Origin of the sequence: Pimelobacter sp. 30-1 (assembly GCF_018831735.1) — a bacterium.
Classification (GTDB): Bacteria; Actinomycetota; Actinomycetes; order Propionibacteriales; family Nocardioidaceae; genus Nocardioides.
This window is the reverse complement of the sequence record NZ_NHTS01000006.1, coordinates 547,820-572,191: the sequence shown is the minus strand read 5'-3', so window position 1 is coordinate 572,191 and position 24,372 is coordinate 547,820. Positions and strand designations below refer to the sequence as shown.

Genomic DNA, 24,372 nt, shown 5'->3' with positions numbered 1-24,372 from the left:
GCCGTCACCCCGCGCCGATCGGAGCGGGGTGACGGCCGCGCGCCCGTACCCCAAGACCAAGATCCCCGCCCGGGGCACGCTGCACGCCCTGCAGCGGCTCACCGCCGGCTACACACCGGCGCTGAACCGCCAGGTCGTGGCGGCGGGTGGCTTCGCGCGCTGGTTCGACCGCCAGCTCGCCGGTGCGTACGACGACCGCTGGGCCACCCAGACCGCCGCCTGGTGGCCCTCGATCGACGCCACCCCGGCGCAGGTCTGGCAGCGCCACGAGTCCGGCGTCGAGGAGCTGTGGCGCGCGGACGCGAACTACCAGTGCTGGTCCCTGGTCCGCCGGTTCGGCTCGCAGCGCCAGGTGCTGGAGACGATGGCCGACTTCTGGGAGCACCACCTGCACGTGCCGGCCAGCGGCGAGGTCGGGCCGTTCCGGGCGTCGTACGGTCGCACCATCCGGGCCCGGGCGCTGGGCCGCTTCGCCGACCTGCTGCAGGCCGCGGTGACGCACCCGGCGATGGCGGTCTACCTGACCAACGCGAACTCCTCGAAGCGCGCGCCCAACGAGAACCTCGGCCGCGAGCTCCTGGAGCTGCACACCGTCGGCCGCGGCCAGTACGGCGAGGACGACGTCAAGGCGTCCGCCCGGATCCTCACCGGCTGGCGGATCGGCCTGTGGCGCGACTGGGCGGTCTCCTACGACCCCGCGCACCACTGGACCGGGCCGGTCACCGTGATGGGCTTCTCGCACGCCAACGCGGCGGCGGACGGGCGGCCGGTGGTGACGGCGTACCTGAACTACCTGGCCCGGCACCCCGCGACCGCGCGGCGGATCGCGACCAAGCTGGCCCGGCGGTTCGTCTCGGACAACCCGCCCGCGGCGCTGGTGAGCCGGCTGGCCGGTGTCTACCTCAAGAACGACACGGCGATCGTGCCCGTGCTGCGGGCGCTCGTGGCCTCGCCCGAGTTCGCGGCGGCGCGCAACGCCAAGGTGCGCACCCCGGCCGAGGACGTCGTCGCGACCTGGCGGGCGCTCGACGTACGGCTGACGGCGCGACCGCGCAACGGCGACGACGAGGTCGCCGCCAACGTGGTGCTCTGGCAGACCTCGTCGCTGGGGCTCACGCCGTTCGGCTGGCAGCGTCCCGACGGCCGTCCGGACGACGCCGCGGCGTGGTCGTCGACCTCGCGCTTCCTCGCCTCGGTCGACGTGCACTACTCGCTGTCGGGCGGGTGGTGGCCGAAGCGGGGGATGACCTACCGCACGCCCGCGTCGTGGCTGCCGGCCAAGAAGGTCCGCTTCGACCAGCTCGTCGACCACCTCGCCCGCAACCTGCACGGGCAGCGCGCGACGCCGCTGCTGCTGCGCGTGGCGTGCGAGGCGACCGGCTGCCGCCCGGCCGAGGCGATCACCCGCAAGCACCAGCTGGTGCGCTGGGAGATGCCCCGGCTGCTCACCGTCCTGCTCGACAGCCCGACCCACATGACGAGGTGAGCGCGATGACCACCAGCGACCAGGACGGGTGTGCCGAGTTCAGCCGGCTCTCCCGTCGCGGCCTGCTCCGGGGCACCCTCGCGGTGGGCGCCGGGCTCGGTGTCGCGAGCGCCTACGGCAGCGCGTTCGTGCAGACGTCGTACGCCGCCACGCGCTCCGCGCCCGCCGTGCTCGTCGTGCTCTCGCTGCGCGGCGCGGTCGACGGGATGAGCCTCGTGGTGCCCCACGGCGACCCGGTCTACTACGCGGCGCGGCCGCGGATCGCCGTCCCCGCGGCGACCCTGCTGGCCAAGGACGGCTTCTTCGGCCTGCACCCGAACCTCGCGCCCCTGCTGCCGATGTGGAACGCGGGCAAGATGGCCGCGGTCCACGCGACCGGGCTGCCCGCCCCGAACCGCTCGCACTTCGCGGCCATCGAGGAGGTCGAGGACGCCGATCCCGGCTCGGCCGCGCGGGTCGGCTGGCTCAACCGGCTGATCGGCCGCGACGCCGACACCCATCCGCTCCAGGCGATCCAGCTGGGGGAGTCCGTGCCGCCCGTGGCGCTGGCCGGCCCGCAGCCGTCCGTGGCGGTCGAGAGCATCGACGACATGCGGCTCGCCGGCGCCGACCGGTGGGACACCGCCGGACGCCGGCCGCGCTCGATGCGCACCATGTGGGCCGGGGCGCCCGGCCCGCTCGGGGTGGGCGCACGCTCGGCGATGCGCGCGATCGACGACTACGGCCCGGTCCGGGCGACGTCCGGTACGCCGGCGAACGGCGCGCGCTACCCCGGCGGCGACCTCGGCCGGGCACTGGCCGCGACCGCGCGGACGATCCGCGGCGACGTGGGCGCCGAGGTGATCACCGTCGACCACGGCTCGTGGGACCACCACGCCGACCTGGGGACGCTCGAGTGGGGCGACCTGCAGCGGATGACGACCGAGCTGGCCGCGGCCCTGGCCGCGTTCTTCACCGACCTCGGCCCGCTCGCGGACAAGGTGACGCTGGTGACGCTCTCGGAGTTCGGCCGCCGGACCAAGGAGAACGCCAACTACGGGCTCGACCACGGCTTCGGCACCGCGATGCTGCTGCTGGGCGCGGGCGTGCGCGGCGGCTACCACGGCACCTGGCCGGGGCTGACCAATGACGTCAACGCCGACCTGCTCGTCACCACCGACTACCGCAGCGTGCTCTCGGAGGTCGTCGTGAAGCGGATGGGTGCGTCGTCGGCCGCGGTGTTCCCCGGCTTCCGGCCCGAGCCGGTGGGGGCGCTGGCCTAGGAAACGCCCTAGAGCCCGAGCGCGACCAGCACGACCGCGACCGCCGGGAACGCGAGCTGGGTGATCGCCGCGCGCGCCTTGTCGGGCGAGGACAGCAGCAGCACCAGTGCGGCCGCCACCATCGAGCCGGTCCCGGCCAGGACCAGCGTGGCGCCGACCGTCTCGTCGCCGGCCAGGTGCACGATCGCGCCCCCGCCCGCGAGCAGCGCGAGGAACAGGTTGTAGAAGCCCTGGTTGAAGGCCAGCTCCTTGGTCGCCTCGGCCTCCTCGGCGGAGATGCCGAAGGTGGCGCGGGTGCGCGGGCTGGTCCAGGTCAGCGACTCCATCACCCAGATGTAGACGTGCAGCAGGGCGGCGAGCCCTGCGAACACCAGACCCACAGCGGTCATGAGGCGTCTCCTCGGGGTGCGTGGCGGGCGAGGTAGTCCGCGAGGCCGGTCGCCGCGTGGCCGGTGAGCCGCGCGACGTGGTCGGTGACGCCGGCCAGCTCGCCGGCGGCGACGGCGGTGTAGGTCGAGACCCAGGCGTCGTACTGCCACGGCGGCGCCTCCCAGCGCAGCCGCGAGGCGTAGGCCTCCTCGACGGTCTCGTCGTGGAAGGTGACCGGACGCCCGGTGTGGGCGGCGATGACCGCGGCGATCTCGGTGAACGTCAGCGCCTCGGGCCCGGTCAGGTCGTAGGTCGCGCCGACGTGCTCGCCGGGCGCCAGCAGCACCGCGACCGCGCTCGCGGCGATGTCGTCGCGGGTGACCGCCGCCAGGCGTCCGTCGCCCGCCGGGCCGCGGAGCACGTCGTCCTCACCGACCATGTGCGGCAGGAAGTCGAGGTAGAGGTTGTCGCGCAGGAACGTGAACCTCATCCCCGAGGCGCGCAGGTGCTCCTCGGTGAACCAGTGATCGCGCGCCAGCGTGAACGTGGCGTCGGGCGCCGCGCCGTAGAACGACGTGTAGACCACGTGCTCCACGCCCGCCCGCGCCGCCGCGTCGACGAACGCGCGGTGCTCGGCCAGGCGGTCGGCGGTCTCGGCGGCCGAGACCATGAGCAGCGTCCGCACGCCCTCCAGGGCGGCCACGGCGGCCGCCTGGTCGTCGTACGTGGTGCGGGCGAGGGTGGCGCCGCTCAGCTCCGGGGCCCGCGCGGGATCGCGCACGAGCAGCCGCTGGGCGACGCCGCGCGCCGCGAGGGCCCGGGCGACGCGTCCCCCGAGCCCTCCCGTCGCGCCGGTGACCGCGAGGGTCACGACCGGCTCCGTCCGGTCGTCACAGCAGGCCTTCCTTGTCGAGCCAGTCCTTCGCGATGGTGGCCGCGGGGAGCTGCTCGTCGATGCTGCGCGCGTTGAGGTCGACCAGGTCCTCGGTCGACATCGCGGCGCTGACCTTGTTGATGATGCCGGCGGCCTTGTCGTCGACGTTGTCGCTGGCGATCGGCACCAGGTTCGAGGCCAGGAAGAGGCCCTTGGTGTCCTGGAGCGTGACGAGGTCGTTCTTCTTGATCGACGGGTCGCCGGTGTAGATGATCGCGAGCTGGATGTCGCCGTCCTTGAGGGCCTTGACGGTGAGCGGGCCGCCGCCGTCCTCGATGGGCGTGAACTTCACGCTGACGCCGTAGGTGTCCTTGAGACCCTTGGGGCCGTTGGGCCGGTTCTCGGCCTCGGAGTTGGCGCCGAAGGTCATCGGCTCGGTGACCTTGGCGAGGTCGTCGATGGTCTCCAGGCCGTACTTCTCGGCGAACGCGCGGGTCACCACGTAGGAGTCCTGGTCGGCGGCGGGGGACTGGTCGAGCACGTTGAGGCCCTTGGCCTCGGCGGCCTTGACCAGCTCGGCGTAGACGTCGTCGGCCAGGCGGGCCTTGGTGTCGGGCTCCCAGACCTGGAGGAGCGGGCCGCTGTACTCGGGGAAGAGGTCGATCTTGCCGGCCTCGATCTCGGGCAGGTACGCCTCGCGCTGGCCGATCTTGAAGGACCGCTCGACCTTGATGTCGGCCGCCTCGAGCGCCTGGGCGTAGGCCTCGGCGACGATCTCGTTGGAGTAGTACTCCTGGGAGCCGATCACGATCGTCTTGCCGTCCTTGTCCCCCGAGCTGAGGGGGTCGGAGTCCCCGCCGCCGCAGGCGGTGAGGGCGAGGGAGGCGAGCGAGATCAGCACCAGGCCGATCCGGGTGCGGGTCATGACGGAACCTTTCCTTGGGTGGGGGAGCTGGCGCGCTGGAGAGCCGCCATGAGGAGGTCGAGCAGGAGCGCGAGTGCGGCCACGAGGAGCGCGCCCGCGAGCATCTGGGCGTAGTCGCGGGACTTGAGCCCGGAGAAGAGGTAGCGGCCCAGCCCCGTGTCGGAGATGTACGCCGCCAGCGTGGCCGTCGCGACCACCTGGAGCGTCGCGGCGCGGATCCCGCCGAGGAGGACCGGCGCGCCGAGCGGGATCTCGACCCGCGTGATCACCTGCCACTCGCTCATCCCGACCGCGCGGGCGGCGTCGACGGCGCCCGGGTCGGCGGCCTCGATGCCGGCGTAGGCGCCGGCCAGGAGCGAGGGGAAGGCGAGCGCGACGAGCGCGAGCAGCGGCGCCTCGACGCCGATGCCGATCGCCAGGCCGAGCAGGGTGAGCAGGCCGAGCGTGGGCACCGCGCGGATCGCGCCGGCGAGCGCCACCACGACGAGCCGGCCGCGGCCGGTGTGGCCGATGAGGATGCCGAGGGGGATCGCGAGCACCGCGGCGATGCCGACGGCCGCGAAGGTGACCCACAGGTGCTGCAGGATCCGGGTGTCGATGCCGGTGGGGCCGCCCCAGTGGCTGCCGTCGCCGATCCAGCGCAGCGCCTCGCCGAAGAGGTTCATGCGACCCCCTCCGCGGCCGGAGCGGTGCTCGCCATGGTGGTCCGGGTCCGCGCCCGGCCACCCCGCCAGGGCGTCAGCAGGGCGCCGGTGACGACGAGCAGGACGTCGAGGGTGATCGCGAGCAGCATCGTGCCGAGCACGCCGACCAGGATCTCGGCGCGGATGTCGCGCTGGAAGCCGTCGGTGAGCAGGTTGCCGAGGCTGGGGATGCCGACCAGGGCGCCGATGGTGACCAGGCTGACCGTGCTCACGGTGATCACCCGGATGCCCGAGAGCAGCACGGGAACGGCGAGCGGCAGGTCGACCTTCCAGAACAGCCCGGTGCGGGAGTAGCCCATCGCCTCGGCCGCCTCGCGCACCCGCGGGTCGACGGAGCGGAACGCGTCGGCCGCCGTACCGGCGAGGAGGGCGGTGCCGTAGACGGCGAGCGCGACCACCAGCGTGAGCCCCGAGCGCAGCGGGATGCCGAGCAGGACGGGGATGACGATGAGCAGGGGCAGCGCGGGCACGGAGTAGAGCAGGCTCGCGATGCCGAGCACCACCGTGCCGATGCGCGGCCAGCGCCAGGCGATCCGGCCGAGCACGATCGCGACCAGCACGCTGATCGCGATCGCGGGTACGGCGAGGCGGACGTGCTGGACGAGCATGTCCAGCACGTAGTCGCGGTTGGCGTCGAGCCAGGTCATGTCAGGACGCCGACCGGCCGTCCGTCACCGTCGACCACGATGCTGCGTCCGTCGACGTCCACCTCCTGGAGCGTGCGCTCCGCGCGACCGGCGCCGACGAAGTCGCGCACGAAGTCGTCGGCCGGCGCGGCGAGGATCTGCTGCGGCGTACCGGTCTGGGCGACGATCCCGCCCGTGCGCAGGATGACGATCTCGTCGCCGAGCTTGAACGCCTCGTCGATGTCGTGGGTGACCAGGACGATCGTCTTGCCGAGCTCGGCCTGGAGCTGGGCCAGCTGGTCCTGCAGGTCGCGGCGCACGATCGGGTCGACCGCACCGAACGGCTCGTCCATCAGCAGCACGTTGGGGTCGGCCGCGAGCGCCCGCGCCACGGCCACCCGCTGCTGCTGGCCGCCGGAGAGCTGGGCCGGGTAGCGCCGCCCGAGCGCCGGGTCGAGACCGACCAGCTCGAGCAGGCCCAGCGCGGCGGTGCGCGCCGCGCGGCGCGTCGTACCGGTGAGCACGGGGACGGTCGCGACGTTGTCGACGACCCGGCGGTGGGGGAGCAGGCCGCCTGCCTGGGGGACGTAGCCGATCGAGCGGCGCAGCGCGACCTTGTCGAGCTCGTGGACGTCGCGGTCGTCGATGAGCACCGTGCCCGTGGTCGGCTCGACCATCCGGTTGACCATCCGCATCAGCGTGGTCTTGCCCGACCCGGACGTGCCCACCAGGGCGAGCGTGCGGTGCGAGGGGACCGTGCAGGAGAAGCCGGTGACCGCGACCGTGCCGTCGGGATAGGTCTTGCCGACGTCGCGGAACTCGATGCCCATCTGGTCCTCCTCGCTGGGGGTCCCGGACACCCTACGGGGCCGCGGGGACAACGGCGGGGAGTTCGGCGCCAGCAAGCCCGAGGCACCGTGCGAGGCCCGGCGCCGCCCTGATCAGCCCTGGGCGGCCAGCTCCACGATCGCCTCGAACCGCGCGGCCATCGCCTCGGCGAGCGCCTGCGCGGCCTTGAGCGGGCGCACCATCACCATGAATTCGGTGATCAGGCCGTCGTCGTCGAGGACGAGGAAGTCGCAGCCGGTGAGCTCGAGACCGCCGACCGTGGCCTCGAAGACGAGGGCGTGGCCGGTGTCGTCACCGAGCTCGCGGACGTAGCGGAAGTCCTCGAAGACCTCGATGACGTGGGCGAGGATCGCGCCGGTGATCGCCTTGCCGGGGTAGGGCTTGTGGGCGACGGGGCTGCGGAAGACGACGTCCTCGGCCAGGCAGGCGCGCATCGCCTCGACGTCGCGGGCCTCGACGGCCGCACGGAAGGCGCTCACAGCGCGGCCGCCAGCTCGGTGCCCTGCTTGATCGCGCGCTTGGCGTCGAGCTCGGCGGCGACGTCGGCGCCGCCGATCAGGTGGACCTGACCGGGGAACCGCGCGGCGAGGAGGTCGTCGTACAGGGCGCGGACGGACTCCTGGCCGGCGCAGACGACGACGTGGTCGACGTCGAGCACCTGGGGGGACCCGTCGACGGTGACGTGCAGGCCGGCGTCGTCGATGCGGTCGTAGGTGACGCCGCTGAGCTGGTGGACGCCGAGGTCCTTGACGGCCGCGCGGTGCACCCAGCCGGAGGTCTTGCCCAGGCCCTTGCCCTGTGCGGACTCCTTGCGCTGGAGCAGCCAGACCTCGCGCTTCGGCGTGCGGGGGGCCTTGTCGGTGACGCCGCCGCGGACGACTGCGGGGTCGGCGACGCCCCAGTGGGCCTTCCACTCCTCCAGCGTCTCGGGGGTGTGGGCCAGCAGCTCGGTCACGTCGAAGCCGATCCCGCCCGCGCCCATCACGGCGACCTTGGCACCGACCGGCACCCGGCCGGTGATGGCGTCGGGGTAGGAGACGACCTTGGCGTGGTCGATGCCGGGGATCCGCGGGGTGCGCGGCTCGACGCCGGTCGCGACGACCACGTCGTCGTACCCGCTGAGGAGGTCGGGGGTGGCGCGGGTGCCGGTCTTGACGTTGACGCCGAGGACCTCCATCCGGCGGCGGAAGTAGCGCAGCGTCTCGGCGAACTCCTCCTTGCCGGGGATCTGCATGGCCAGGCGGAACTGGCCGCCCAGCTCGTCGCCGGCCTCGAAGAGCGTCACGTCGTGGCCGCGCTCGGCCGCGCTGACCGCGGTCGCGAGACCGGCCGGGCCGCCGCCGACGACGGCGACACGCTTGGCGCGACGGGTCGGGCTGAGGACGAGCGAGGTCTCGTGGCAGGCGCGCGGGTTGACCAGGCAGGACGCGCGCTTGGCCTGGAAGGTGTGGTCGAGGCAGGCCTGGTTGCAGCCGATGCAGGTGTTGATCTCGTCGGCCCGGCCCGCGCGGGCCTTGGCGACGAGGTCGGCGTCGGCGAGGAACGGCCGGGCCATCGAGACCAGGTCGACGCCCTGCTCCAGCACGGACTCCGCGACGTCGGGGGTGTTGATCCGGTTGCTCGCGCAGACCGGGATCGTCAGCTCCTGCTTGATCCGCAGCGTGCTGTCGACCCAGGCGCCGCGCGGGACGCTGGTGACGATCGTGGGGACGCGTGCCTCGTGCCAGCCGATGCCGGTGTTGACGACGCTCGCGCCCGCCTCCTCGATCCGGTGGGCCAGGTCGACCGTCTCGGCCCAGGTCTGGCCGTCGGGGACGAGGTCGAGCAGGGACATCCGGTACATCACGAAGAAGTCGGGCAGCTCCTGGCGGATCCGGCGCACGACCTCGACGGGGAAGCGCATCCGGTTCTCGGCCGACCCGCCCCACTTGTCCGTACGGCGGTTGGTGCGCGCCGCGAGGAACTGGTTGATCAGGTAGCCCTCGGAGCCCATCACCTCGATGCCGTCGTAGCCGGCCTTCCGGGCCAGCTTCGCGGACGCGACGAAGTCGTCGATGGTGCGCTCGACCGCCCGGCCGGACAGGGCGGACGCCTTGAACGGGGTGATCGGCGACTTGGTCGCGCTCGCCGAGACGCTGAACGGCGTGTAGCCGTAGCGGCCGGCGTGGAGCAGCTGGAGCGCGATCTTGCCGCCGTGGGCGTGCACCGCCTCGGTGACCCGCTGGTGCCGGTGGGCGTTGAGGCGGGTGGTCATCTGGGACCCGAACGGCAGCAGCCAGCCGCGCACGTTGGGGGAGTAGCCGCCGGTCACGATGAGGCCGACGCCGCCGGCCGCGCGCTCGGCGAAGTAGGCCGCGAGCTCGTCGATGTGCCAGGGCCGGTCCTCCAGGCCCGTGTGCATCGAGCCCATCACCGCGCGGGACTGGAGCGCGAGGCCGCCGACGGTCGCCGGTCCGGTGAGGAGGGGGTAGGGCGTGGTGGTCACGGGATCTCCTTGGTGTGGGCGTCGAGGTACTCGGTCAGCCAGCGGATCCAGAACTCCTCCATGAGGAGTCCGCCGCGCAGCACGAGGTAGATGTCGAGGTCGGCGTCGCCGAGCGCGCTCGGGTCGGGGAAGTCGCGGGCGGCGAGGAACTCGTAGAGCGAGAGCCGCTTGGTGTGCTCGTCGAGCTGGCGGCGCAGGTCGTCGAGCAGCGCCGCGCGGTCGCCGTACGACGCGCCGCGCATCTTGACGCCGAGCGTGCTGCGGACCGGGTCGGCCACGGTGGGCTCGGCGATCCAGCGGCGCAGCTCGGCATGGCCGGCCGGGGTGACGGCGTAGACCTTCTTGGCGGGGCGGTCGGGCTGGGGCACCACCTCGGCGGTGATCCAGCCGTCGGCCTCCATCCGCCCCAGCACGCGGTAGATCTGCTGGTGCGTCGCGGTCCAGAAGAAGCCGATCGACGCGTCGAAGCGCCGGGTCAGCTCCGCACCGGACGCCGCCCGCTCGCTGAGCGAGACGAGGATCGCGTGCTCGAGGGCCATGGCAGCAGCATGCCCGCGATCGAGCCCCTATGCAACTAGTTGCAGACTTCGTCACACCTGCCGGTGGTAGGTCTTGTTCGCGATCCGCCAGGCGCCGTCGACCCGGAGCAGCACGAACGAGTCGGTGAAGACGTCCGGGCCGTGGTGGAGCGTCATGGTCGCCGTGGCGGTGCTGCCGGTGGCGCTGACCTGGTCGATCCGGCGCCGCCGGCTCGCCTCGTCCGGGGCGGGCGCGCCGGTGAAGAGCGCGCAGTACTCGTCGAGCGTCCACGAGGTGAAGGTCCCCGCGCGCAGGCCCTCGACGTGGGCGGTCGGCAGGAACGCCCGCCGGTGGTACGACGGGTCGCCGGTCGCGTGCCCCGCGGCGTAGTCGTGCAGCGGGGCGAGGACGGCCGGGTCCGTCATGAGCCCGGCGACGTCGGCGCCCGGGTGGAGGGCCGCGGCGAGGAGGGCGACGTCCTTGGCGAGCGCGGCGGCGGCGAAGTCGGCCTCCCGGTCGTCCTGTGGGTCGGCCAGCCGGTCGCGCTTGGCGCGGACCAGGCCGCCGAGGGTGGTGTGCTCCAGGAGGTCGAGGGTCAGGGTGGGGTCCAGGCCGAGGGCGGCGGCGCGGGTCCGGGCGGTACGGACGGCGAGCAGCGCGTCGGCGAGCGCGCCGTTGGCGACGAGCTTGGCGGCCGCGGCCTGCGCCGGCGTGCCGCAGGGGAGCGCGGTGCCGAGGTCGGCGAGCACGGCGGCCGCAGCCGGGCCGGGGGTGCCGCCGACGAGCAGGGTGAGCGTGCCGGCCGCAGCCGGTCCGGTCGAGCCGAGCACGGGGACGTGGACGGTGCCCGGGACGAGTGCGGCGAGCTCGGTCGCCTCCGCGGGGCTCACGGTGGCGGTGTTGACGACGACCGCGCCGGCCGGGAGGGCCGGGCGCACCTCGTCGAGGACGGCGCGGCAGGCGGGGCCGTCGTACAGGCAGAGGAGGACGACCTCCGCGCCGGCGACCGCCTCGACGGCGCTCGCCGCGGTGCCGCCGCCGGAGCGGGTCCAGGTGGTGACGGGGTGGCCGCGCTCGGTGAGCCGGGTGGCGAGGGCGCGGCCCATCCGGCCGAGGCCGAGCAGGGTGACGGGGACGGGCATGCAGCCATGCTGGCGCGCGCCGAGCCCTGCGACCAGCGCAGATCCGGCACCGCTGCCATGCGGAGAACGCATAGGATGCTCGGGTGTCCCTGACCGGCTGGCGTACCTATCTCGCCGTGTGCCGGCTCGGCTCGCTCTCGGCGGCCGCGGCCGAGCTCGGCTACACCCAGTCCGCGGTCTCCCGGCAGCTCGCCACGCTGGAGCGCGAGATCGGCACGCCGCTGGTCGAGCGGCGGGCGCGCGGCGTGGTGCCGACCCCCGCCGGCGAGACCTTCGCGCAGCACGCCCGCCTGGTCGTGACCGCCGCCGACCGGGCGGTGCGGGCCGCCCGCGAGGCCGGCACCGGTACGCCGGCCCTGCTCGCCGTCGGCGCCACCCCCTCGGCCTCGGCCGGCCTCGTCCCGGCGGCGCTGCGGACGCTCCCGGCCGACTCCTGGACGCTCACGACCGGCCTGTCCGCCGTCCTGGAGGAGCAGGTCGCGGCCGGCGAGCTCGACCTCGCCGTCGTCACCGACGCACCGCCGGGGCTGGCGCCCGACCCGCGCCTGGTCCGGCACCCGCTCGGCGAGGACGTGATGCGGGTCGTCGTCCCGGTCGCTCACCCGGCGGCCGGGACGGCGACGCCCGCCGAGCTCGCCGACTTCGCCACCGCGACGTGGGTCGAGGACAACGAGGGCTCGGCGGCCCTGCTGCGGAGCGCGGCCGCCCGGGCCGGGTTCGAGCCGCGCGTCGACCTGACCGCGGCCGACCTGGCCGGCAAGACCGCGCTGGTCGCGGCGGGGCACGCGGTGGCGCTCGTCCCCGGGCTCCTGGTCCCGGCGCTGCGCCGCGACGTCGTCGCCGTCGAGGTCCGCGACGCACCCCGCCGCGGGATCTTCGCGGCCGTCGCGGCGACCCCGGACCCGCCTGCCGCGGCGGTCCGGCGGCTGCTGGCGGCGCTGGTCAGCGGTTGAGCGCGCGGAACTCCTTCATCCGCGCGACGTAGCGCCGCATCCGGCGGGCCGGCACGGCGCGGGGCCAGTCCTCGGCGCGGAACCACGCGTCGGACCCGCCGTCGACGAAGACCACGCTCCCGCACAGGAAGTCCGCGGCGTCCGAGAGCATGAACACGACCCAGGCGGCGAGCTGTCCGGGGTCGCCGAAGCCGCCGATCGGCACCGGGAACGCCTTGATCCGGCGCGCCTCGGCGGGCGTCGCGAGCTGCTGCTCGAGCAGCGGGGTGCGGATCGCGCCGGGTGCGAGCGCGTTGAGCCGGATGCCGGCGCCGGCCCAGTCGCGGGTGACGGCCTCGCGGCGTACCCACTGGCTGACGGCGATCTTGCTGGCTCCGTAGGCGAACGAGGGCGCCATCGACCCGAAGATCCGCAGTGTCGCGAGCGCCTTGGGCACGTCGCGGTCGAGGAGCGCGCGGACCGCGCGGCGCGGGACCATCGGCATCGTCGTGGTGGAGTTGCTGGAGAAGACGACGACCTTCGCCCGCTCGGCGGCGGCGAGCGCCGGGCGCCAGGCGTCGAGGAGCTCGACCACCCCGAGGTAGTTGACCTCGGCGATCAGCCGCGCCCGGTCGCGTCCCGGGGCCGGGCCGAGTCCCGCCGCGAGCACGGCGCCGTCGAGGACGCCGCCCGCGCGGTCGAGCACCTCCCGCGCCGCCGTACGACGGCCGGCCGCGGTGGACAGGTCGGCCACGACGTCGCCGTCCTCGCGGTCGACGCCGATGACGGTGTGCCCCTCGGCGACGAGGCGGGCGACGACGGCCGCGCCCATGCCGGAGGCGGAGCCGGTGACTGCGTAGGTACCCACGGGGCGACTCTAGAACAGGTTCTAGTGGTGCTGCTCCGCATGTCCCGCCGCGGGGTGCGCTAACCTGGAGCCACCACCGGTTGCCGTCCTCTCGACGCACGCCGGTGACGGATCACCCGATCGGCGCTCTCCCGCAGCAGCGCGAGCCGCCGGCGAAACCTTGCAGGGCTGCGCTGTCGGTCCCGCATCGGAAGGACACCTGTGGCTCGAGGAGGCCAGCGGGGGGCGACGCAGCAGCGTCGCGGCTCCGGGTCGGCGCGGACGCGTCGCAACGAAGAGGGCATCATCCCCCAGCTCGCGCGCGCCGTGCGCGAGGTCGAGGCCGCCGTCGCGCGGCGCTCGGCGATGCCGGAGGTGCGCGCGAAGTTCCAGGTCGTCGCGCTGCTGGCGCGCGAGGAGCGGGCCCGGGTCAAGGGGGACACCACCCTCTCGGACGGCCGCCGCGGCGAGGAGCTCAAGCGGCTCGACGGGATCGCGACGATCCTGGCCCAGACCGCCGCTCGCGACAGCACGCTCTTCACGCTGCTCGACGAGAACGCCGAGATCTCCGAGTCGGCCAAGGCGATGCGCCGCGAGCTGCTGCGCAAGGCCGGTGTCGACGAGCCGGAGCCCGAGCCGGAGCCCGTCGTCGAGGACCCCGAGGCGGCCGCGCTGCTGGAGAAGCGGGTCATCCCGCTGTCGGTCCAGGCGCGCCAGCTCGCCAACCCCTTCCTCGTCCCCGACTTCGCCCACGCCCGGGCCAAGGTGCGCCCGCGCCGGCTGGCCGGGTGGGAGCTGCTCGAGCCGCTGTTCCGCTCGTTCGAGCGGGCCGCGCCCGACGCGCCCGCCTGCATGCCGCTGCCGGACGCCGACCAGCTCACCTCGCTGACCGGGCGCCACGCCGCCCCGGCCGGCCGCGAGCTCATGGCCCACCAGGCCCAGCTCATCGCCTCGGCGGCCGCGGGCCATCGCACCTACCTCCTCGCCGACGAGCCCGGTCTGGGCAAGACCGCCCAGGCGCTGCTCGCGGCCGAGGCCGCCGGGGCCTTCCCGCTGCTGGCCGTGGTCCCCAACGTCGTCAAGACCAACTGGGCCCGCGAGGTCGAGATCTGGACGCCCAACCGGCGCGCGACCGTGCTGCACGGCGACGGCGGCGACGCGGACGGGTTCGCCGACGTCTTCGTCGTCAACTACGAGATCCTCGACCGCCACGTCGGCTGGCTCGGCACCCACGGCTTCCGCGGGATGATCGTCGACGAGGCCCACTACATCAAGAACAAGTCCTCGCAGCGCTCCCAGAACGTCCTGGAGCTCTCCGAGCGGATCCGTGCGCGGATCGCCCGGCCGCTGATGATGGCGCTGACCGGCACGCCGCTGATCAACGACATCGAGGACTTCCGCGCCATCTGGCAGTTCCTCGGCTGGATCGACGACGTCGTGCCCCAGGGCGACCTGATGGAGGCGCTCGAGGAGACCGGGCTGACCCCGGCCGACCCCGGCTTCTACCCGGCCGCGCGGCGCGCGGTCGTCGACCAGGGCATCGTCCGGCGCCGCAAGATCGACGTCGCCGCGGACATCCCGGCCCGCCGGATCGCCGACATGCCGGTCGAGCTCGAGGGCGAGGCCGGCCGGTCCATCCGCAAGGCCGAGCGCGAGCTCGCCCGCCGGATGGTCGAGCGGTACGACGCGGCGATCGCGACCCGTCGTACGGGCGCCGAGGTCGAGGGCATCGACCACCGCCTGGTCCGCCAGGTCGCCGGCTGGGAGCGCGAGGACACCTCGACCAAGACCGGTGAGAACGTCTTCGAGATGATGCGCCGGATCGGCCAGGCCAAGGCTGGTCTCGCCGCCGACTACACCGCGCAGCTCGCGCGCAACGTCGGCAAGGTCGTCTTCTTCGCCAAGCACATCGACGTCATGGACCAGGCCGAGAAGACGTTCGCCGAGCGCGGCATCCGCTACAGCTCGGTGCGCGGCGACCAGTCCTCGACCACGCGCCAGCGCGAGATCGACGCCTTCGTCAACGACCCCGACGTCCAGGTGGCCGTCTGCTCGCTCACCGCGGCGGGCGTCGGCCTCAACCTGCAGGTCGCGTCCAACCTGGTGCTCGCCGAGCTCTCCTGGACCGACGCCGAGCAGACCCAGGCGATCGACCGGGTGCACCGCATCGGCCAGGCCGAGCCGGTCACCGCCTGGCGGGTCATCGCGACCCAGACGCTCGACACCCGCATCGCCGAGCTGATCGACAAGAAGGCCGGGCTCGCCGCCCGGGCGCTCGACGGCGCCGGCGACGAGGTCGAGGGCGGCGCGATCGACCTGCAGACCGAGGCGCTCGTCGCCCTCCTCACCGGAGCACTCGAGGCCCGCGGGGACTGATGTCACACTCCGGCGACCCGTCTCGTCCTCCTGTCATGAGCACCAAGATCGCAGTGGCAGGCGGAACGGGACTGGTCGGCCGGCTGGTCGTCGACGAGGTACGGCGGGCGGGGGCGACCCCGGTCGTCATCGCCCGCTCGGCCGGCGTGGACCTCGTGTCGGGCGAGGGGCTGGCGCCCGCGCTCGACGGGGTCGGCGCCGTGATCGACGTGAGCAACGTCGACACCCTCAGCGCGAAGCGGTCGATCGCCTTCTTCGAGGCGGCGACCGGCAACCTGCTGGCCGCCGAGGCGGCCGCCGGTGTGCGCCACCACGTCGCGCTCTCCATCGTGGGCAGCGACCGCGTCGACCTGCCCTACTACCTCGGCAAGCGCCGCCAGGAGGACCTCGTCGCGGCCGGCCCCGTGCCGTGGACCGTGCTCCGCGCCACCCAGTTCCACGAGTTCGCCGGCCAGCTCATCGACCGCAGCCCCCGCCCGCTCGCGCTGGCCCTGCGGATGCGCTGCCAGCCCGTCGCCGCCCGCGAGGTCGCGGTCGAGCTCGTCGCCGCCGCGGTCGACCGCCCGGCCGGGCTCCTGCCCGACCTCGCCGGACCGCGGCCCGAGGCGATGGACGCGATGGTGCGCCGGGTGCTCGCCGCGCGCGGGGGCGGGCGGCTCGTCGTACGGGCGCCGATGGTGGGGCGCGCCGGACGCCAGACCAAGGCCGGCGGCCTGCTGCCCGGCGCGGGCGCGACGCTCGGGACCGAGACCTTCGACGACTGGCTCGCCCGTGCCTGACGTGCGGCCCGGCCTCGCCGAGGAGTACGACGCCCTGCGCCCCCGCATGATCCGCGTCGCCTACGCCATCGTCGGCTCGCGTGCCGAGGCCGAGGACGTCGTCGCCGACTGCTGGCTGCGCCTGGTCGACGCCGACGCCCGGGACCCGGTCCGCGACCTGACCGGCTGGCTGACCGTCGCCGTGGCGCGCGCCGCGACCGACGTACTGCGCTCGGCGCGGGTGCGCCGCGAGGAGTACGTCGGCCCCTGGCTCCCCGAGCCCTTCGTCACCACCGGCACCGGCACCGCACCCGACCCCGCCGACCGGGTCACCCTCGACGAGACCGTCAGCTATGCGCTGGCCGTCGTCCTGGAGTCGCTCTCGCCGGCCGAGCGCACCGCCTGGGTGCTCCACGACGTCTTCGGCCTGGGCTTCCCCGAGGTCGCCGCCGTCGTCGGCCGCACCCCGGCCGCCGTCCGCCAGCTCGCCTCCCGCGCCCGCACCCACCTCGCCGCCCAGTCCCCACGCTTCGCCGTCGACCGCACCGCCCACCAGGCCGTCCTCGACCGCTTCCTCGCCGCCACCGCCGGCGGCGACCTCGACGCCCTCATCGCCACCCTCGACCCCGACGTCGTCGTCACCTCCGACGGCGGCGGCATGGTCGGCGCAGCCCGCCGTCCCGTCCACGGCGCCGACCGCGCCGCCCGCTTCCTGGTCGGCCTGGTCGCCAAGTACGTCGGCGACGTGGAGATCGAGCTGCTCGACGTCAACGGGGCGCCCGCGGTGGGGCTCCGGGAGGACGGGGTGCTGACCTCGCTCGTCGTGCTGACGGTGGTGGGGGAGCGGGCGACGCGGGTGGACATCCTGCGGGCGCCCGCGAAGCTGGCAGCGGTCGAGGCTCAGGCGTAGTTGAACCGCAGCCCGTCCGGCACCTGGTCCGCGCTGTCGCTGTAGGCGTTCATCGCCAGCGTCGCCCGCCGGAAGTACGCCGAGATCGCCACCGCCGCCGGCCGGTCGATCCCGACGTCGGCGAGCGCCTGGTCGAACAGGTCCAGGCACGCCTCGTCGAGGTCGGGGTGCTCGCCGTTGCCGGCGTGCATCCGCTGCATGCCCGACTCGTCGCCGTAGCCGGCGGTGTACAGCGGTGGGCCGCCCAGCGCCTCGGCGAGGTACGCCGCCAGCCGCTCGTCGTGCTGGGGGTGCATGGCGTGCTCGAAGGGGTGGGCGGCGACGGGGTCGGCGAGGCAGAGGGCGTGCCAGCGGCGGCACAGGTCGAGGAGGGTGTCGAAGCCGCCGGCCTGCTCGTAGAGGGTGCTCATGGTGCGAGTCTCCTGTCGGCGTAGCGGAATCCGGCGATGAGCGCCGCGAACAGGGCCGTGATCCCGACGCACACCACGGCGACGTGCCCCCAGCCCTCGGCGCGGAAGTCGAGGAACGGGTAGGGCACCCAGCGGGTGAGGCCGCCGATGGCGAGGGTCCAGGCGAGCCAGGCGAGGGGCCAGGCGAAGGAGACGGCGACCGCGCGGGTGTCGACGCGGGGGCGGGGGCCGAAGGCGAACCAGCCGATCACGGCCAGGGCCGGGACCACCATGTGGAGCATCTTGTCGGCGAGCCAGTCCGCGCCCTGGAGGTCGAGCAGCGGCCGGAGCAGGAAGAAGTGCACGAGGCCGGTAACGGTGATGCCGACGGTGCCGGCCAGGCGCAGCGAGCGGAACCACGGTCCGTCGCGCAGGGGGTCGCGGGCGAGGAGGGTGGCGGCGACGGCGACGAGGAGGTTGGACTGGATCGTGAAGTACGAGACGAGGCGGCCGAGCCGGATGCCGAGGCCCGGTGGGGTCTGCTCGTCGAGCACCCGGCCGCCCTGGACGACGACGAGCTGGAGCACGAGGGCGGCGATGACGACGACGGCGGTGAGCAGGTGCCAGCCGCGGGCGGGGGTCACTCGGCGGCCTCGGGGGTGAGCAGGCGCTGGATGGCGTCGCCGTAGATCGCGATCAGGTCCGCGGGATCGGCGGCGGCCAGGATCGGGTCCTCCTGGACGTAGAGCATGGTGAGCAGGCCGCCGATCTGGGCGACGGCGAGCGCGGCGCGCAGCTCGCGGTCGGCTCCGGTCAGGCGCGGGGTCAGGGGAGCGACGTAGGTCTCGGCGGTGTGCCGGACCATCTCCTCGCGGACCTGGTCGCGGTGGGCGGCCTGGGCGAGCGCCACGAACCGCTTCCGTACGACGGGCCGGCCGGGGTCGACGAAGTAGGCGACGAGGCGGCGTCCCACGGTCTCGATCGGGCCTTCGAGGACGCTGCCCAGGCCGAGGGAGGTGTCCACGGTGCGCAGGAAGAGCGCCTCCTTGGAGCCGAAGTGGCGGATCACCAGCGCCGGGTCGACGCCGGCCTCGGCGGCGATGGCGCGGACCGAGGCGCGCTCGAAGCCGCGCTCGGCGAAGAGGGTGCGCGCGGCCTCCTCGATGGCGGCCCGGGTCGCCCGGCCGGCGGGCCGCAGGTGGTCCGTGGCGGGAGAGGTCTTCGTCACACCGCAACCGTAGGGCATCGGAGTCTTCGGTCAACGGTGTTGACACTCACACCGTCAACACCGTTGACTCAGCCCTCGTGACCGCGACCTCCTCTGCCCCCGGCGCCCCGGTCGACGCCGGAACCGCCCGGACGGGCTCCCCCCTCGTGACCGTCGTCGTGCTCTGCCTGGGCGGCCTCGTCGCCTCGCTGACGCAGACGATGGTGATCCCCATCCAGGGGCAGCTCGCCGGGCTGCTCCACACCAGCGAGGCCAACGCCTCCTGGGTGATCACCTCGACGCTCGTCGCCGGTGCGATCGCGATGCCGATCTCCGGACGGCTCGGCGACCTGTTCGGCAAGCAGCGGGTGCTGGCGATCAGCGCCGGCGTGCTGCTCGTCGGCTCCCTGGTGTGCGCGCTGAGCAACAGCCTCGTGCCGATGCTCGCCGGCCGCCTGCTCCAGGGCTTCGCGATGGGCTTCATCCCGGTCGGCATCGCGCTCCTGCGCGAGGTCACCCCGCCGCGCCTGACCGCGACCGCGATGGCCGCGATGAGCGCGACGCTCGGCGTGGGCGGCGCGATCGGCCTGCCGCTGTCGGCCTGGATCGTGCAGGACTACAGCTGGCACACGCTCTTCTGGGTCTCCACCGGGCTGGCCGCGGTGGTCGCGCTCGCCGTCGTCCTCCTGGTCCCGCACGTCAAGGACGCCGTCCCCGGCCGCTTCGACGTGGTCGGCGCCATCGGCCTGGCGCTCGGTCTGGTCGCGCTGCTCGTCGCGGTCTCCAAGGGCAACGAGTGGGGCTGGAGCCACGGCCGCACCCTCGGCCTGATCGTCACCGGCGTGCTGGTCCTGCTCGCGTGGGGCAGCTACGAGCTGCGCGTGAGCGACCCGCTCTGCGACCTGCGCGTCTCGGCCCGGCGCCCGGTGCTGCTGACCAACGCCGCCGCCATCGCGATCGGCTTCGGCATGATGGCGCAGGCGATCGTCGTCCCGCGGCTGCTGCAGTCGCCGTCGGCGACCGGCTACGGCCTCGACCAGACGCTGCTCGAGACCGGCCTGTGGATGGCGCCCGGCGGTCTGGTGATGATGGCGTTCTCGCCGATCTCGGGCCGGCTGATCCGGGTCGTCGGCGCCCGCGTCACGCTGATGCTCGGCGGCACCGTGCTGGGCATGGGCTACGTCTTCGCGCTCTTCCTCACCGACGCGCCGTGGCAGCTCATGGTCGCCTCGTGCATCAACTCCGCCGGTGTCGGCATCGGGTACGCCGCCATGCCGACCCTCATCCTCGAGTCGGTCCCGCTCGCCGAGGCCGGCTCCGGTGTCGGCATCAACGGCCTGATGCGCTCGATCGGCACCAGCGTCTCCTCCGCCGTGATGGCCGCGATCCTCACCTCCGCCACGATCGACCTCGGCGGGCACGAGCTGCCCAGCGAGGACGCCTTCGCGATCTGCTTCGGGGTCGGGGCGGCGGCCGCCTTCCTCGGCGTCCTCCTCGCCGCGCTGGTGCCCCGGCGCCGGTTGCCGTGACCCCACGGCACGGGTAACCGGAACCTCCCCCCGTCCCGCTCGTTGGACCGGCAGGCCCGTCCTCGGAGCTGGCCGAACGTCGTCGTGGCGACTGGGGGGTTCTGCGACGCAGGAGCGGTCCCGGTCCTCGGACCGGGGCCGCTTCGACGTTCCCGGCCCCTCCGTAGGCGAGGATGGTCCGCGTGTCCGGCCCCTTGATCGCCTCCGACCCCACCGCCGACGCGGTACGACGCAGCGCGCTGCGCCGGATGCGCACCGTCGCGGTCGCGCTGCTCCTGCTCGCCGCCGCCGTCTACGTCGTCACCCTCGGCGAGGACGGCTTCTGGGGCTTCGTCAACGCAGGGGCCGAGGCCTCGATGGTCGGTGCCATCGCCGACTGGTTCGCGGTGACCGCGCTGTTCAAGCACCCCCTGGGCCTGCCGATCCCGCACACCGCGCTGATCCCGAAGCGCAAGGACGACCTCGGCAAGGGGCTCGAGGAGTTCGTGGGGGAGAACTTCCTCCAGGAGGACATCATCCGCGAGCGGGTGCTCGGCGTGCAGGTCGCGCAGCGGGTGGGGGACTGGCTCGCCGTACCCGCCAATGCCGAGCGCGTGGTCACCGAGGGCTCCGAGCTCGCCGCGCTCGCGCTGGGCAAGGTGCGCGACGACCACATCGAGGCGCTCGTGACCGAGGCGCTCGTGCCGCGCTTCCGCGAGGAGCCGATCGCGCCGCTGCTCGGCGGCCTGCTCTCCGAGGCGATCCGCGACGACCTGCACCACGGCCTGGTCGACCTGATGCTCGAGGAGATGCACGGCTGGCTGCTGGCCAACCCCGAGACCGTGCACGACGTGCTGGGGGAGCGGGCGCCGTGGTGGGCGCCGGACTCGGTCAACACCTACGTGATCAACCGGCTCCACCTCGAGGTCGTCCGCTGGGTCGACGAGATCCGCGAGAACCCGGACCACCGGGCCCGCCGCGCCCTCGACTCGATGCTCGTCCAGCTCTCCGACGACCTGCTGGCCAACCCGAGCACCCAGGCCCGCGCCGAGCGGCTCAAGGAGCGGGTGCTCGACCACCCGGCGGTGATCGCGAGCGCGATCTCGCTGTGGCAGGCGCTGCGCAAGGCGCTGCTGTCGTCGCTGGCCGACCCGGCGGGCGCCGTACGGCGTCGGCTGCTGGTGGAGATCGAGGGCGCCTCCGCCCGGCTGCGCACCGACGCGGCCCTGCGCGAGCGGCTCGACCGGGTCGCCGCGGACGGCGCCGTGTTCGTCGTCGACCGCTACGGCGCCGAGCTCACCGCCGTCATCACCCACACGATCGAGCGCTGGGACGGCAAGGAGGCGGCGCGGCGCATCGAGCTGCACGTCGGGCGCGACCTGCAGTTCATCCGGATCAACGGCACCATCGTGGGCGGCCTGGTGGGGGTCCTGATCCACACGATCTCGGTGGTGCTTCACTGATGCCCATGTTCGGCCGCAAACGCAAGGACCCGGAGCCCGCGGGCCCGGTACCCGTCGACGTCGCGATCCGCGACGAGTCGATCCGGCTCGGTCAGTTCCTCAAGCTCGCCAACCTGGTCGAGTCCGGGGCCGAGGCCAAGCCGGTCATCGCCGACGGACTGGTCCAGGTCAACGGCGAGGTCGACACCCGCCGGGGGCGCCAGCTCCGGGTCGGGGACGTCGTGGAGCTGAACGGGCAGGCCGCCCGGGTCGCCGACGGCGACGTACCGGACGACCTGCCCTGGTAGATCGGGCCGAGCGCGTCGCTCGTGCCTCGCGCCGCGCTGCCGGCCGGCGCGGTCGAGGTCATCGGAGCGCGGGGTGCATCGGCGGCCAGGCGGCCGGCCCGGCGTCCCTCGCGGTGACGCCGGGCCGCGCGCACCGGTCGACGGACCTACTTCACGTCGAGCAGGTCGACCACGAAGATCAGCGTCTCGCCCGGCTTGATCACGCCACCGGCGCCACGGTCGCCGTAGCCCAGGTGCGGCGGGATGACGAGCTGGCGGCGGCCGCCGACCTTCATGCCCTGGACGCCGGTGTCCCAGCCCTGGATGACCTGGCCGATGCCGAGGCGGAAGTCCAGCGGCGTGCCGCGGTTGTACGACGCGTCGAACTCCTCGCCGCTGGACAGCGCGACGCCGACGTAGTGGACCGACACGGTGTTGCCGGCCGCGGCCTCGGCGCCGTCGCCGACGGTGAGGTCGGTGATGACGAGGTCGGTGGGCGGGGTGGGGTCGACGAAGTCGATCTCAGGCTTCTGGCTCATCCCGCCAGCCTAGGACCTCGGGTGCGACCCGCGGGATCCGCGGGTCGGTGAAGGGTCGGTAGATCGCGCCGGCACCTTGTAGGCTGCGCGCAGAGCGTCCCACCGCAGGATGGATGGGATCGATGGGGAGGTCTCGGGGGGAACGCCGTGCGGGTCAACGCGACAGGTGCCGAGGCGTGGACGTCGCCGGACAGTGCGTCGCGCCTGGTCTACGCCGCCGGCACGCACCCGGGGCGGGTCCGCGACCTCAACGAGGACTCCTCGCTGGTGGCGCCGCCGGTCTTCCTGGTCGCCGACGGCATGGGTGGCAACGACCGCGGTGACGTCGCGAGCCGGCTGGTCGCGGAGTCGTTCGAGCCGCTGGCCACGCTGCCGCTGGTCGAGGCGGGTGACGTCGAGGCCGCCATCGTGGCCGCGCAGCACCGGGTGGGGGCGCTGGCCGATCCGGCCGAGGGGGCGGCGGCGCCGGGCTCGACGCTGGTCGCGGCGGCGCACGTGCTCCAGGACGGGCACGGGTACTGGCTGCTGGCCAACATCGGCGACTCCCGCGCCTACCTGTTCACCGCCGACGGGGTCCTCGACCAGATCTCGAAGGACCACTCCGTCGTCCAAGAGCTCATCGACGCCGGCCGGCTGACCACGGACGAGGCCATCGGGCACCCCGAGCGGCACATCATCACCCGGGCGATCGGCGCCCTCAGCGCCGCCCAGGCCGACTTCTCGCTGGTGCCGGCCGAGCCGGGGGCGCGGCTGCTGCTGTGCTCCGACGGACTCACCTCGGAGCTCTCCGACACCGCCATCGGGCACATCCTCTCCGAGCGGATGCCGGCCGACCGCACCGTGCTGACCCTGGTCGACGCGGCCGTCTCGGCCGGCGGGCACGACAACGTGACCGTCGTGGTGATCGACGTCGTGGCCACCGCCGGACCCGACGAGGACACCAGCCCGGCGCCCTGGGAGCGGCGATGAGCACGGCGTACGTCCCCGGCGAGCTGGCCACGCTGGTCACCGGCGACGCGATCGTCCTCGCCCCGGCCGACCGGCTCGCCGACCTCGTCGCGCTGGCCGGACCGGGCCTGAGCCCGGCGCCCGCGGCCTGGATCGCCGCGCTCGGCGGCCTGCCCGAGCTCGCCGCCGTCGTGCGCGAGGGCGACGTGCTGCGCCTGCTCGCCCGCGGTGGGTACGCCGTGCGCGCGGGCGGGTTGAGCGTCGACGGCCGTGCGGGTGCCCCGGGCACCACCACCGAGACCTCCACCCCGCTGACCGCCGGCGTCGTCGTCGAGCTCGGTCCGCTCGGGGTGGCGCTCAGCGGTCCCGCGCTGCTGCCCATCGGCGCCGGCGTCGTGCGCAGCGGCGGCGTCCGCTGGTGCCCGCTGGGGGAGCCCGCCCCGGCCCCCGCGGCCCCCGCGGCTCCCGAGCACACCGTCGTCCGCGGGGCCGCCCCGGTCGCACCGGCCATCCCGGTCGACCCCGACCACGACGGCCGCACGATCACCCCGGCCCAGCTCCAGGCGCTGCGCGCCACCCCGTCCGCCGCCGTGCCCGCAGCCCCACCCCCGCCCCTGCCGCCGCCCCCACCGGTCCGCCCGCTGGTCGCGCTGCGCCTCTCCACCGGCCGCGTCGTCCCCGTACGACGCCGGGTGCTCGTCGGCCGCAGCCCCCGGGTGCAGCAGGTCGGCGGCAGCGCCAACCTGCCCGCGCTGGTCACCGTGGACGATCCCTATGTCTCCGGGACCCACCTCGAGGTCTCCTCCGACGGCACCCGGGTCACCGCCACCGACACCTCCACCAACGGCACGCTGCTGACCCGGCCCGGCCAGATCCCGGTCCCGCTCGACCACGGGGTGCCGACCGAGGTGGCGATGGGTGACGTGCTCACGCTGTCCAAGGGCGTCACCGCGACCGTCGTCCCCGCGCACGAGGCGGAGGGCTGAGC

At 74.1% G+C, this 24,372-nt stretch carries 26 protein-coding genes; 11 read left to right on the top strand and 15 right to left on the bottom strand.

The features are described 5' to 3' along the window. Positions 1–28 precede the first annotated feature (28 nt). Positions 29–1,486, top strand: a complete 1,458-nt coding sequence (locus tag CCO04_RS17665) for a DUF1800 domain-containing protein (RefSeq protein WP_215815424.1) — start codon at positions 29–31, stop codon at positions 1,484–1,486. 5 nt (positions 1,487–1,491) lie between these two features. Then, positions 1,492–2,748 (top strand): DUF1501 domain-containing protein, encoded by a 1,257-nt coding sequence (locus CCO04_RS17660; protein WP_215815423.1) that lies wholly within the window; start codon positions 1,492–1,494, stop codon positions 2,746–2,748. 8 nt (positions 2,749–2,756) lie between these two features. Here CCO04_RS17660 and CCO04_RS17655 read toward each other — a convergent pair whose 3' ends face one another. From CCO04_RS17655 to CCO04_RS17610, 10 genes are all read right to left on the bottom strand, one after another. Continuing rightward, the gene (locus CCO04_RS17655) at positions 2,757–3,137 is read right to left on the bottom strand and encodes a DUF1304 domain-containing protein (protein WP_215815422.1); all 381 of its coding nucleotides are present in this window, start codon (positions 3,135–3,137) and stop codon (positions 2,757–2,759) included. Next, on the bottom strand, positions 3,134–3,988 hold the full coding sequence (locus tag CCO04_RS17650) for an SDR family oxidoreductase (protein WP_215815421.1): 855 nt from the start codon (positions 3,986–3,988) through the stop codon (positions 3,134–3,136). The genes CCO04_RS17655 and CCO04_RS17650 overlap by 4 nt, the downstream gene beginning before the upstream one ends. A gap of 19 nt (positions 3,989–4,007) precedes the next feature. Further along, on the bottom strand, positions 4,008–4,916 hold the full coding sequence (locus CCO04_RS17645; protein WP_215815420.1) for an ABC transporter substrate-binding protein: 909 nt from the start codon (positions 4,914–4,916) through the stop codon (positions 4,008–4,010). Next, entirely contained in the window at positions 4,913–5,581 is a 669-nt protein-coding gene (locus CCO04_RS17640; RefSeq protein ID WP_215815419.1) for an ABC transporter permease, read from the bottom strand. Before CCO04_RS17640 ends, CCO04_RS17645 begins: the two co-directional genes overlap by 4 nt. Beyond that, positions 5,578–6,267, bottom strand: coding sequence for an ABC transporter permease (locus CCO04_RS17635; protein ID WP_215815418.1), 690 nt, complete (start codon positions 6,265–6,267; stop codon positions 5,578–5,580). Before CCO04_RS17635 ends, CCO04_RS17640 begins: the two co-directional genes overlap by 4 nt. Next, complete coding sequence (locus CCO04_RS17630; protein WP_215815417.1) at positions 6,264–7,076, bottom strand: ABC transporter ATP-binding protein; 813 nt, start codon at positions 7,074–7,076, stop codon at positions 6,264–6,266. Before CCO04_RS17630 ends, CCO04_RS17635 begins: the two co-directional genes overlap by 4 nt. Positions 7,077–7,187: 111 nt before the next feature. Further along, positions 7,188–7,574 (bottom strand): nuclear transport factor 2 family protein, encoded by a 387-nt coding sequence (locus CCO04_RS17625; RefSeq protein WP_215815416.1) that lies wholly within the window; start codon positions 7,572–7,574, stop codon positions 7,188–7,190. Then, entirely contained in the window at positions 7,571–9,580 is a 2,010-nt protein-coding gene (locus CCO04_RS17620; RefSeq protein ID WP_308281310.1) for an NADPH-dependent 2,4-dienoyl-CoA reductase, read from the bottom strand. The genes CCO04_RS17625 and CCO04_RS17620 overlap by 4 nt, the downstream gene beginning before the upstream one ends. After that, positions 9,577–10,119: a PadR family transcriptional regulator gene (locus tag CCO04_RS17615; RefSeq protein ID WP_215815415.1), complete on the bottom strand. Its 543-nt coding sequence runs from the start codon at positions 10,117–10,119 to the stop codon at positions 9,577–9,579. The genes CCO04_RS17620 and CCO04_RS17615 overlap by 4 nt, the downstream gene beginning before the upstream one ends. Before the next feature lie 51 nt (positions 10,120–10,170). Beyond that, complete coding sequence (locus tag CCO04_RS17610; protein WP_215815414.1) at positions 10,171–11,241, bottom strand: nuclear transport factor 2 family protein; 1,071 nt, start codon at positions 11,239–11,241, stop codon at positions 10,171–10,173. Between the two features lie 83 nt (positions 11,242–11,324). Between CCO04_RS17610 and CCO04_RS17605 the strand changes: the two genes are divergently transcribed. Further along, positions 11,325–12,194 (top strand): LysR family transcriptional regulator, encoded by an 870-nt coding sequence (locus tag CCO04_RS17605; protein ID WP_215815413.1) that lies wholly within the window; start codon positions 11,325–11,327, stop codon positions 12,192–12,194. Here CCO04_RS17605 and CCO04_RS17600 read toward each other — a convergent pair. Then, entirely contained in the window at positions 12,184–13,041 is an 858-nt protein-coding gene (locus CCO04_RS17600) for an SDR family oxidoreductase (RefSeq protein WP_215815412.1), read from the bottom strand. The two genes, CCO04_RS17605 and CCO04_RS17600, sit on opposite strands and share 11 nt — an antisense overlap. A gap of 201 nt (positions 13,042–13,242) precedes the next feature. Between CCO04_RS17600 and CCO04_RS17595 the strand changes: the two genes are divergently transcribed. The 3 genes from CCO04_RS17595 to sigJ are packed head-to-tail and all read left to right on the top strand — an operon-like array spanning position 13,243 to position 17,064. Next, positions 13,243–15,396, top strand: coding sequence for a DEAD/DEAH box helicase (locus CCO04_RS17595; RefSeq protein ID WP_215815411.1), 2,154 nt, complete (start codon positions 13,243–13,245; stop codon positions 15,394–15,396). A gap of 35 nt (positions 15,397–15,431) precedes the next feature. Further along, a complete protein-coding gene (locus CCO04_RS17590) occupies positions 15,432–16,175 on the top strand; it encodes an SDR family oxidoreductase (protein WP_215815410.1) in 744 nt (247 codons plus the stop codon). After that, positions 16,168–17,064: an RNA polymerase sigma factor SigJ gene (sigJ, locus tag CCO04_RS17585; RefSeq protein ID WP_308281309.1), complete on the top strand. Its 897-nt coding sequence runs from the start codon at positions 16,168–16,170 to the stop codon at positions 17,062–17,064. The genes CCO04_RS17590 and sigJ overlap by 8 nt, the downstream gene beginning before the upstream one ends. Here the strand turns inward: sigJ and CCO04_RS17580 are convergent. From CCO04_RS17580 to CCO04_RS17570, 3 genes are read right to left on the bottom strand one after another with little or no spacing between them, the layout of a single operon-like run. Continuing rightward, on the bottom strand, positions 17,055–17,474 hold the full coding sequence (locus CCO04_RS17580) for an oxidoreductase (RefSeq protein ID WP_215815409.1): 420 nt from the start codon (positions 17,472–17,474) through the stop codon (positions 17,055–17,057). The two genes, sigJ and CCO04_RS17580, sit on opposite strands and share 10 nt — an antisense overlap. Further along, on the bottom strand, positions 17,471–18,097 hold the full coding sequence (locus tag CCO04_RS17575; RefSeq protein WP_215815408.1) for a Pr6Pr family membrane protein: 627 nt from the start codon (positions 18,095–18,097) through the stop codon (positions 17,471–17,473). Before CCO04_RS17575 ends, CCO04_RS17580 begins: the two co-directional genes overlap by 4 nt. Then, entirely contained in the window at positions 18,094–18,681 is a 588-nt protein-coding gene (locus CCO04_RS17570) for a TetR family transcriptional regulator (RefSeq protein ID WP_215815407.1), read from the bottom strand. The genes CCO04_RS17575 and CCO04_RS17570 overlap by 4 nt, the downstream gene beginning before the upstream one ends. Before the next feature lie 77 nt (positions 18,682–18,758). Between CCO04_RS17570 and CCO04_RS17565 the strand changes: the two genes are divergently transcribed. From CCO04_RS17565 to CCO04_RS17555, 3 genes are all read left to right on the top strand, one after another. Further along, entirely contained in the window at positions 18,759–20,189 is a 1,431-nt protein-coding gene (locus tag CCO04_RS17565) for an MFS transporter (protein WP_215815406.1), read from the top strand. Between the two features lie 173 nt (positions 20,190–20,362). Further along, positions 20,363–21,631 carry a DUF445 domain-containing protein gene (locus CCO04_RS17560; RefSeq protein WP_215815405.1) on the top strand — a complete coding sequence of 423 codons (1,269 nt, stop codon included), beginning with the start codon at positions 20,363–20,365 and terminating at the stop codon, positions 21,629–21,631. A gap of 5 nt (positions 21,632–21,636) precedes the next feature. Continuing rightward, positions 21,637–21,918 (top strand): RNA-binding S4 domain-containing protein, encoded by a 282-nt coding sequence (locus tag CCO04_RS17555; protein WP_252373361.1) that lies wholly within the window; start codon positions 21,637–21,639, stop codon positions 21,916–21,918. A 146-nt stretch (positions 21,919–22,064) separates the two neighbouring features. Here the strand turns inward: CCO04_RS17555 and CCO04_RS17550 are convergent, their stop codons facing one another. Next, positions 22,065–22,436, bottom strand: coding sequence for an FKBP-type peptidyl-prolyl cis-trans isomerase (locus tag CCO04_RS17550; RefSeq protein ID WP_215815404.1), 372 nt, complete (start codon positions 22,434–22,436; stop codon positions 22,065–22,067). A gap of 147 nt (positions 22,437–22,583) precedes the next feature. Here CCO04_RS17550 and CCO04_RS17545 point away from each other — a divergent pair, with 147 nt between their 5' ends. Both CCO04_RS17545 and CCO04_RS17540 read left to right on the top strand, forming a co-directional pair. After that, positions 22,584–23,405 (top strand): PP2C family serine/threonine-protein phosphatase, encoded by an 822-nt coding sequence (locus tag CCO04_RS17545; RefSeq protein WP_215815403.1) that lies wholly within the window; start codon positions 22,584–22,586, stop codon positions 23,403–23,405. Beyond that, entirely contained in the window at positions 23,402–24,370 is a 969-nt protein-coding gene (locus CCO04_RS17540; protein WP_215815402.1) for an FHA domain-containing protein, read from the top strand. Before CCO04_RS17545 ends, CCO04_RS17540 begins: the two co-directional genes overlap by 4 nt. The last annotated feature ends 2 nt before the right edge of the window (positions 24,371–24,372 follow it).

Excerpts from the sequence above, each read along its gene's own strand:
- CCO04_RS17660 (WP_215815423.1), top strand. The coding sequence starts at position 1,492 with ATGACCACCAGCGACCAGGACGGGTGTGCCGAGTTCAGCCGGCTCTCC.
- CCO04_RS17655 (WP_215815422.1), bottom strand. The coding sequence starts at position 3,137 with ATGACCGCTGTGGGTCTGGTGTTCGCAGGGCTCGCCGCCCTGCTGCAC.
- CCO04_RS17645 (WP_215815420.1), bottom strand. The coding sequence starts at position 4,916 with ATGACCCGCACCCGGATCGGCCTGGTGCTGATCTCGCTCGCCTCCCTC.
- CCO04_RS17640 (WP_215815419.1), bottom strand. The coding sequence starts at position 5,581 with ATGAACCTCTTCGGCGAGGCGCTGCGCTGGATCGGCGACGGCAGCCAC.
- CCO04_RS17635 (WP_215815418.1), bottom strand. The coding sequence starts at position 6,267 with ATGACCTGGCTCGACGCCAACCGCGACTACGTGCTGGACATGCTCGTC.
- CCO04_RS17630 (WP_215815417.1), bottom strand. The coding sequence starts at position 7,076 with ATGGGCATCGAGTTCCGCGACGTCGGCAAGACCTATCCCGACGGCACG.
- CCO04_RS17615 (WP_215815415.1), bottom strand. The coding sequence starts at position 10,119 with ATGGCCCTCGAGCACGCGATCCTCGTCTCGCTCAGCGAGCGGGCGGCG.
- CCO04_RS17610 (WP_215815414.1), bottom strand. The coding sequence starts at position 11,241 with ATGCCCGTCCCCGTCACCCTGCTCGGCCTCGGCCGGATGGGCCGCGCC.
- CCO04_RS17590 (WP_215815410.1), top strand. The coding sequence starts at position 15,432 with ATGAGCACCAAGATCGCAGTGGCAGGCGGAACGGGACTGGTCGGCCGG.
- CCO04_RS17580 (WP_215815409.1), bottom strand. The coding sequence starts at position 17,474 with ATGAGCACCCTCTACGAGCAGGCCGGCGGCTTCGACACCCTCCTCGAC.
- CCO04_RS17560 (WP_215815405.1), top strand. The coding sequence starts at position 20,363 with ATGGTCCGCGTGTCCGGCCCCTTGATCGCCTCCGACCCCACCGCCGAC.
- CCO04_RS17555 (WP_252373361.1), top strand. The coding sequence starts at position 21,637 with ATGTTCGGCCGCAAACGCAAGGACCCGGAGCCCGCGGGCCCGGTACCC.
- CCO04_RS17550 (WP_215815404.1), bottom strand. The coding sequence starts at position 22,436 with ATGAGCCAGAAGCCTGAGATCGACTTCGTCGACCCCACCCCGCCCACC.
- CCO04_RS17540 (WP_215815402.1), top strand. The coding sequence starts at position 23,402 with ATGAGCACGGCGTACGTCCCCGGCGAGCTGGCCACGCTGGTCACCGGC.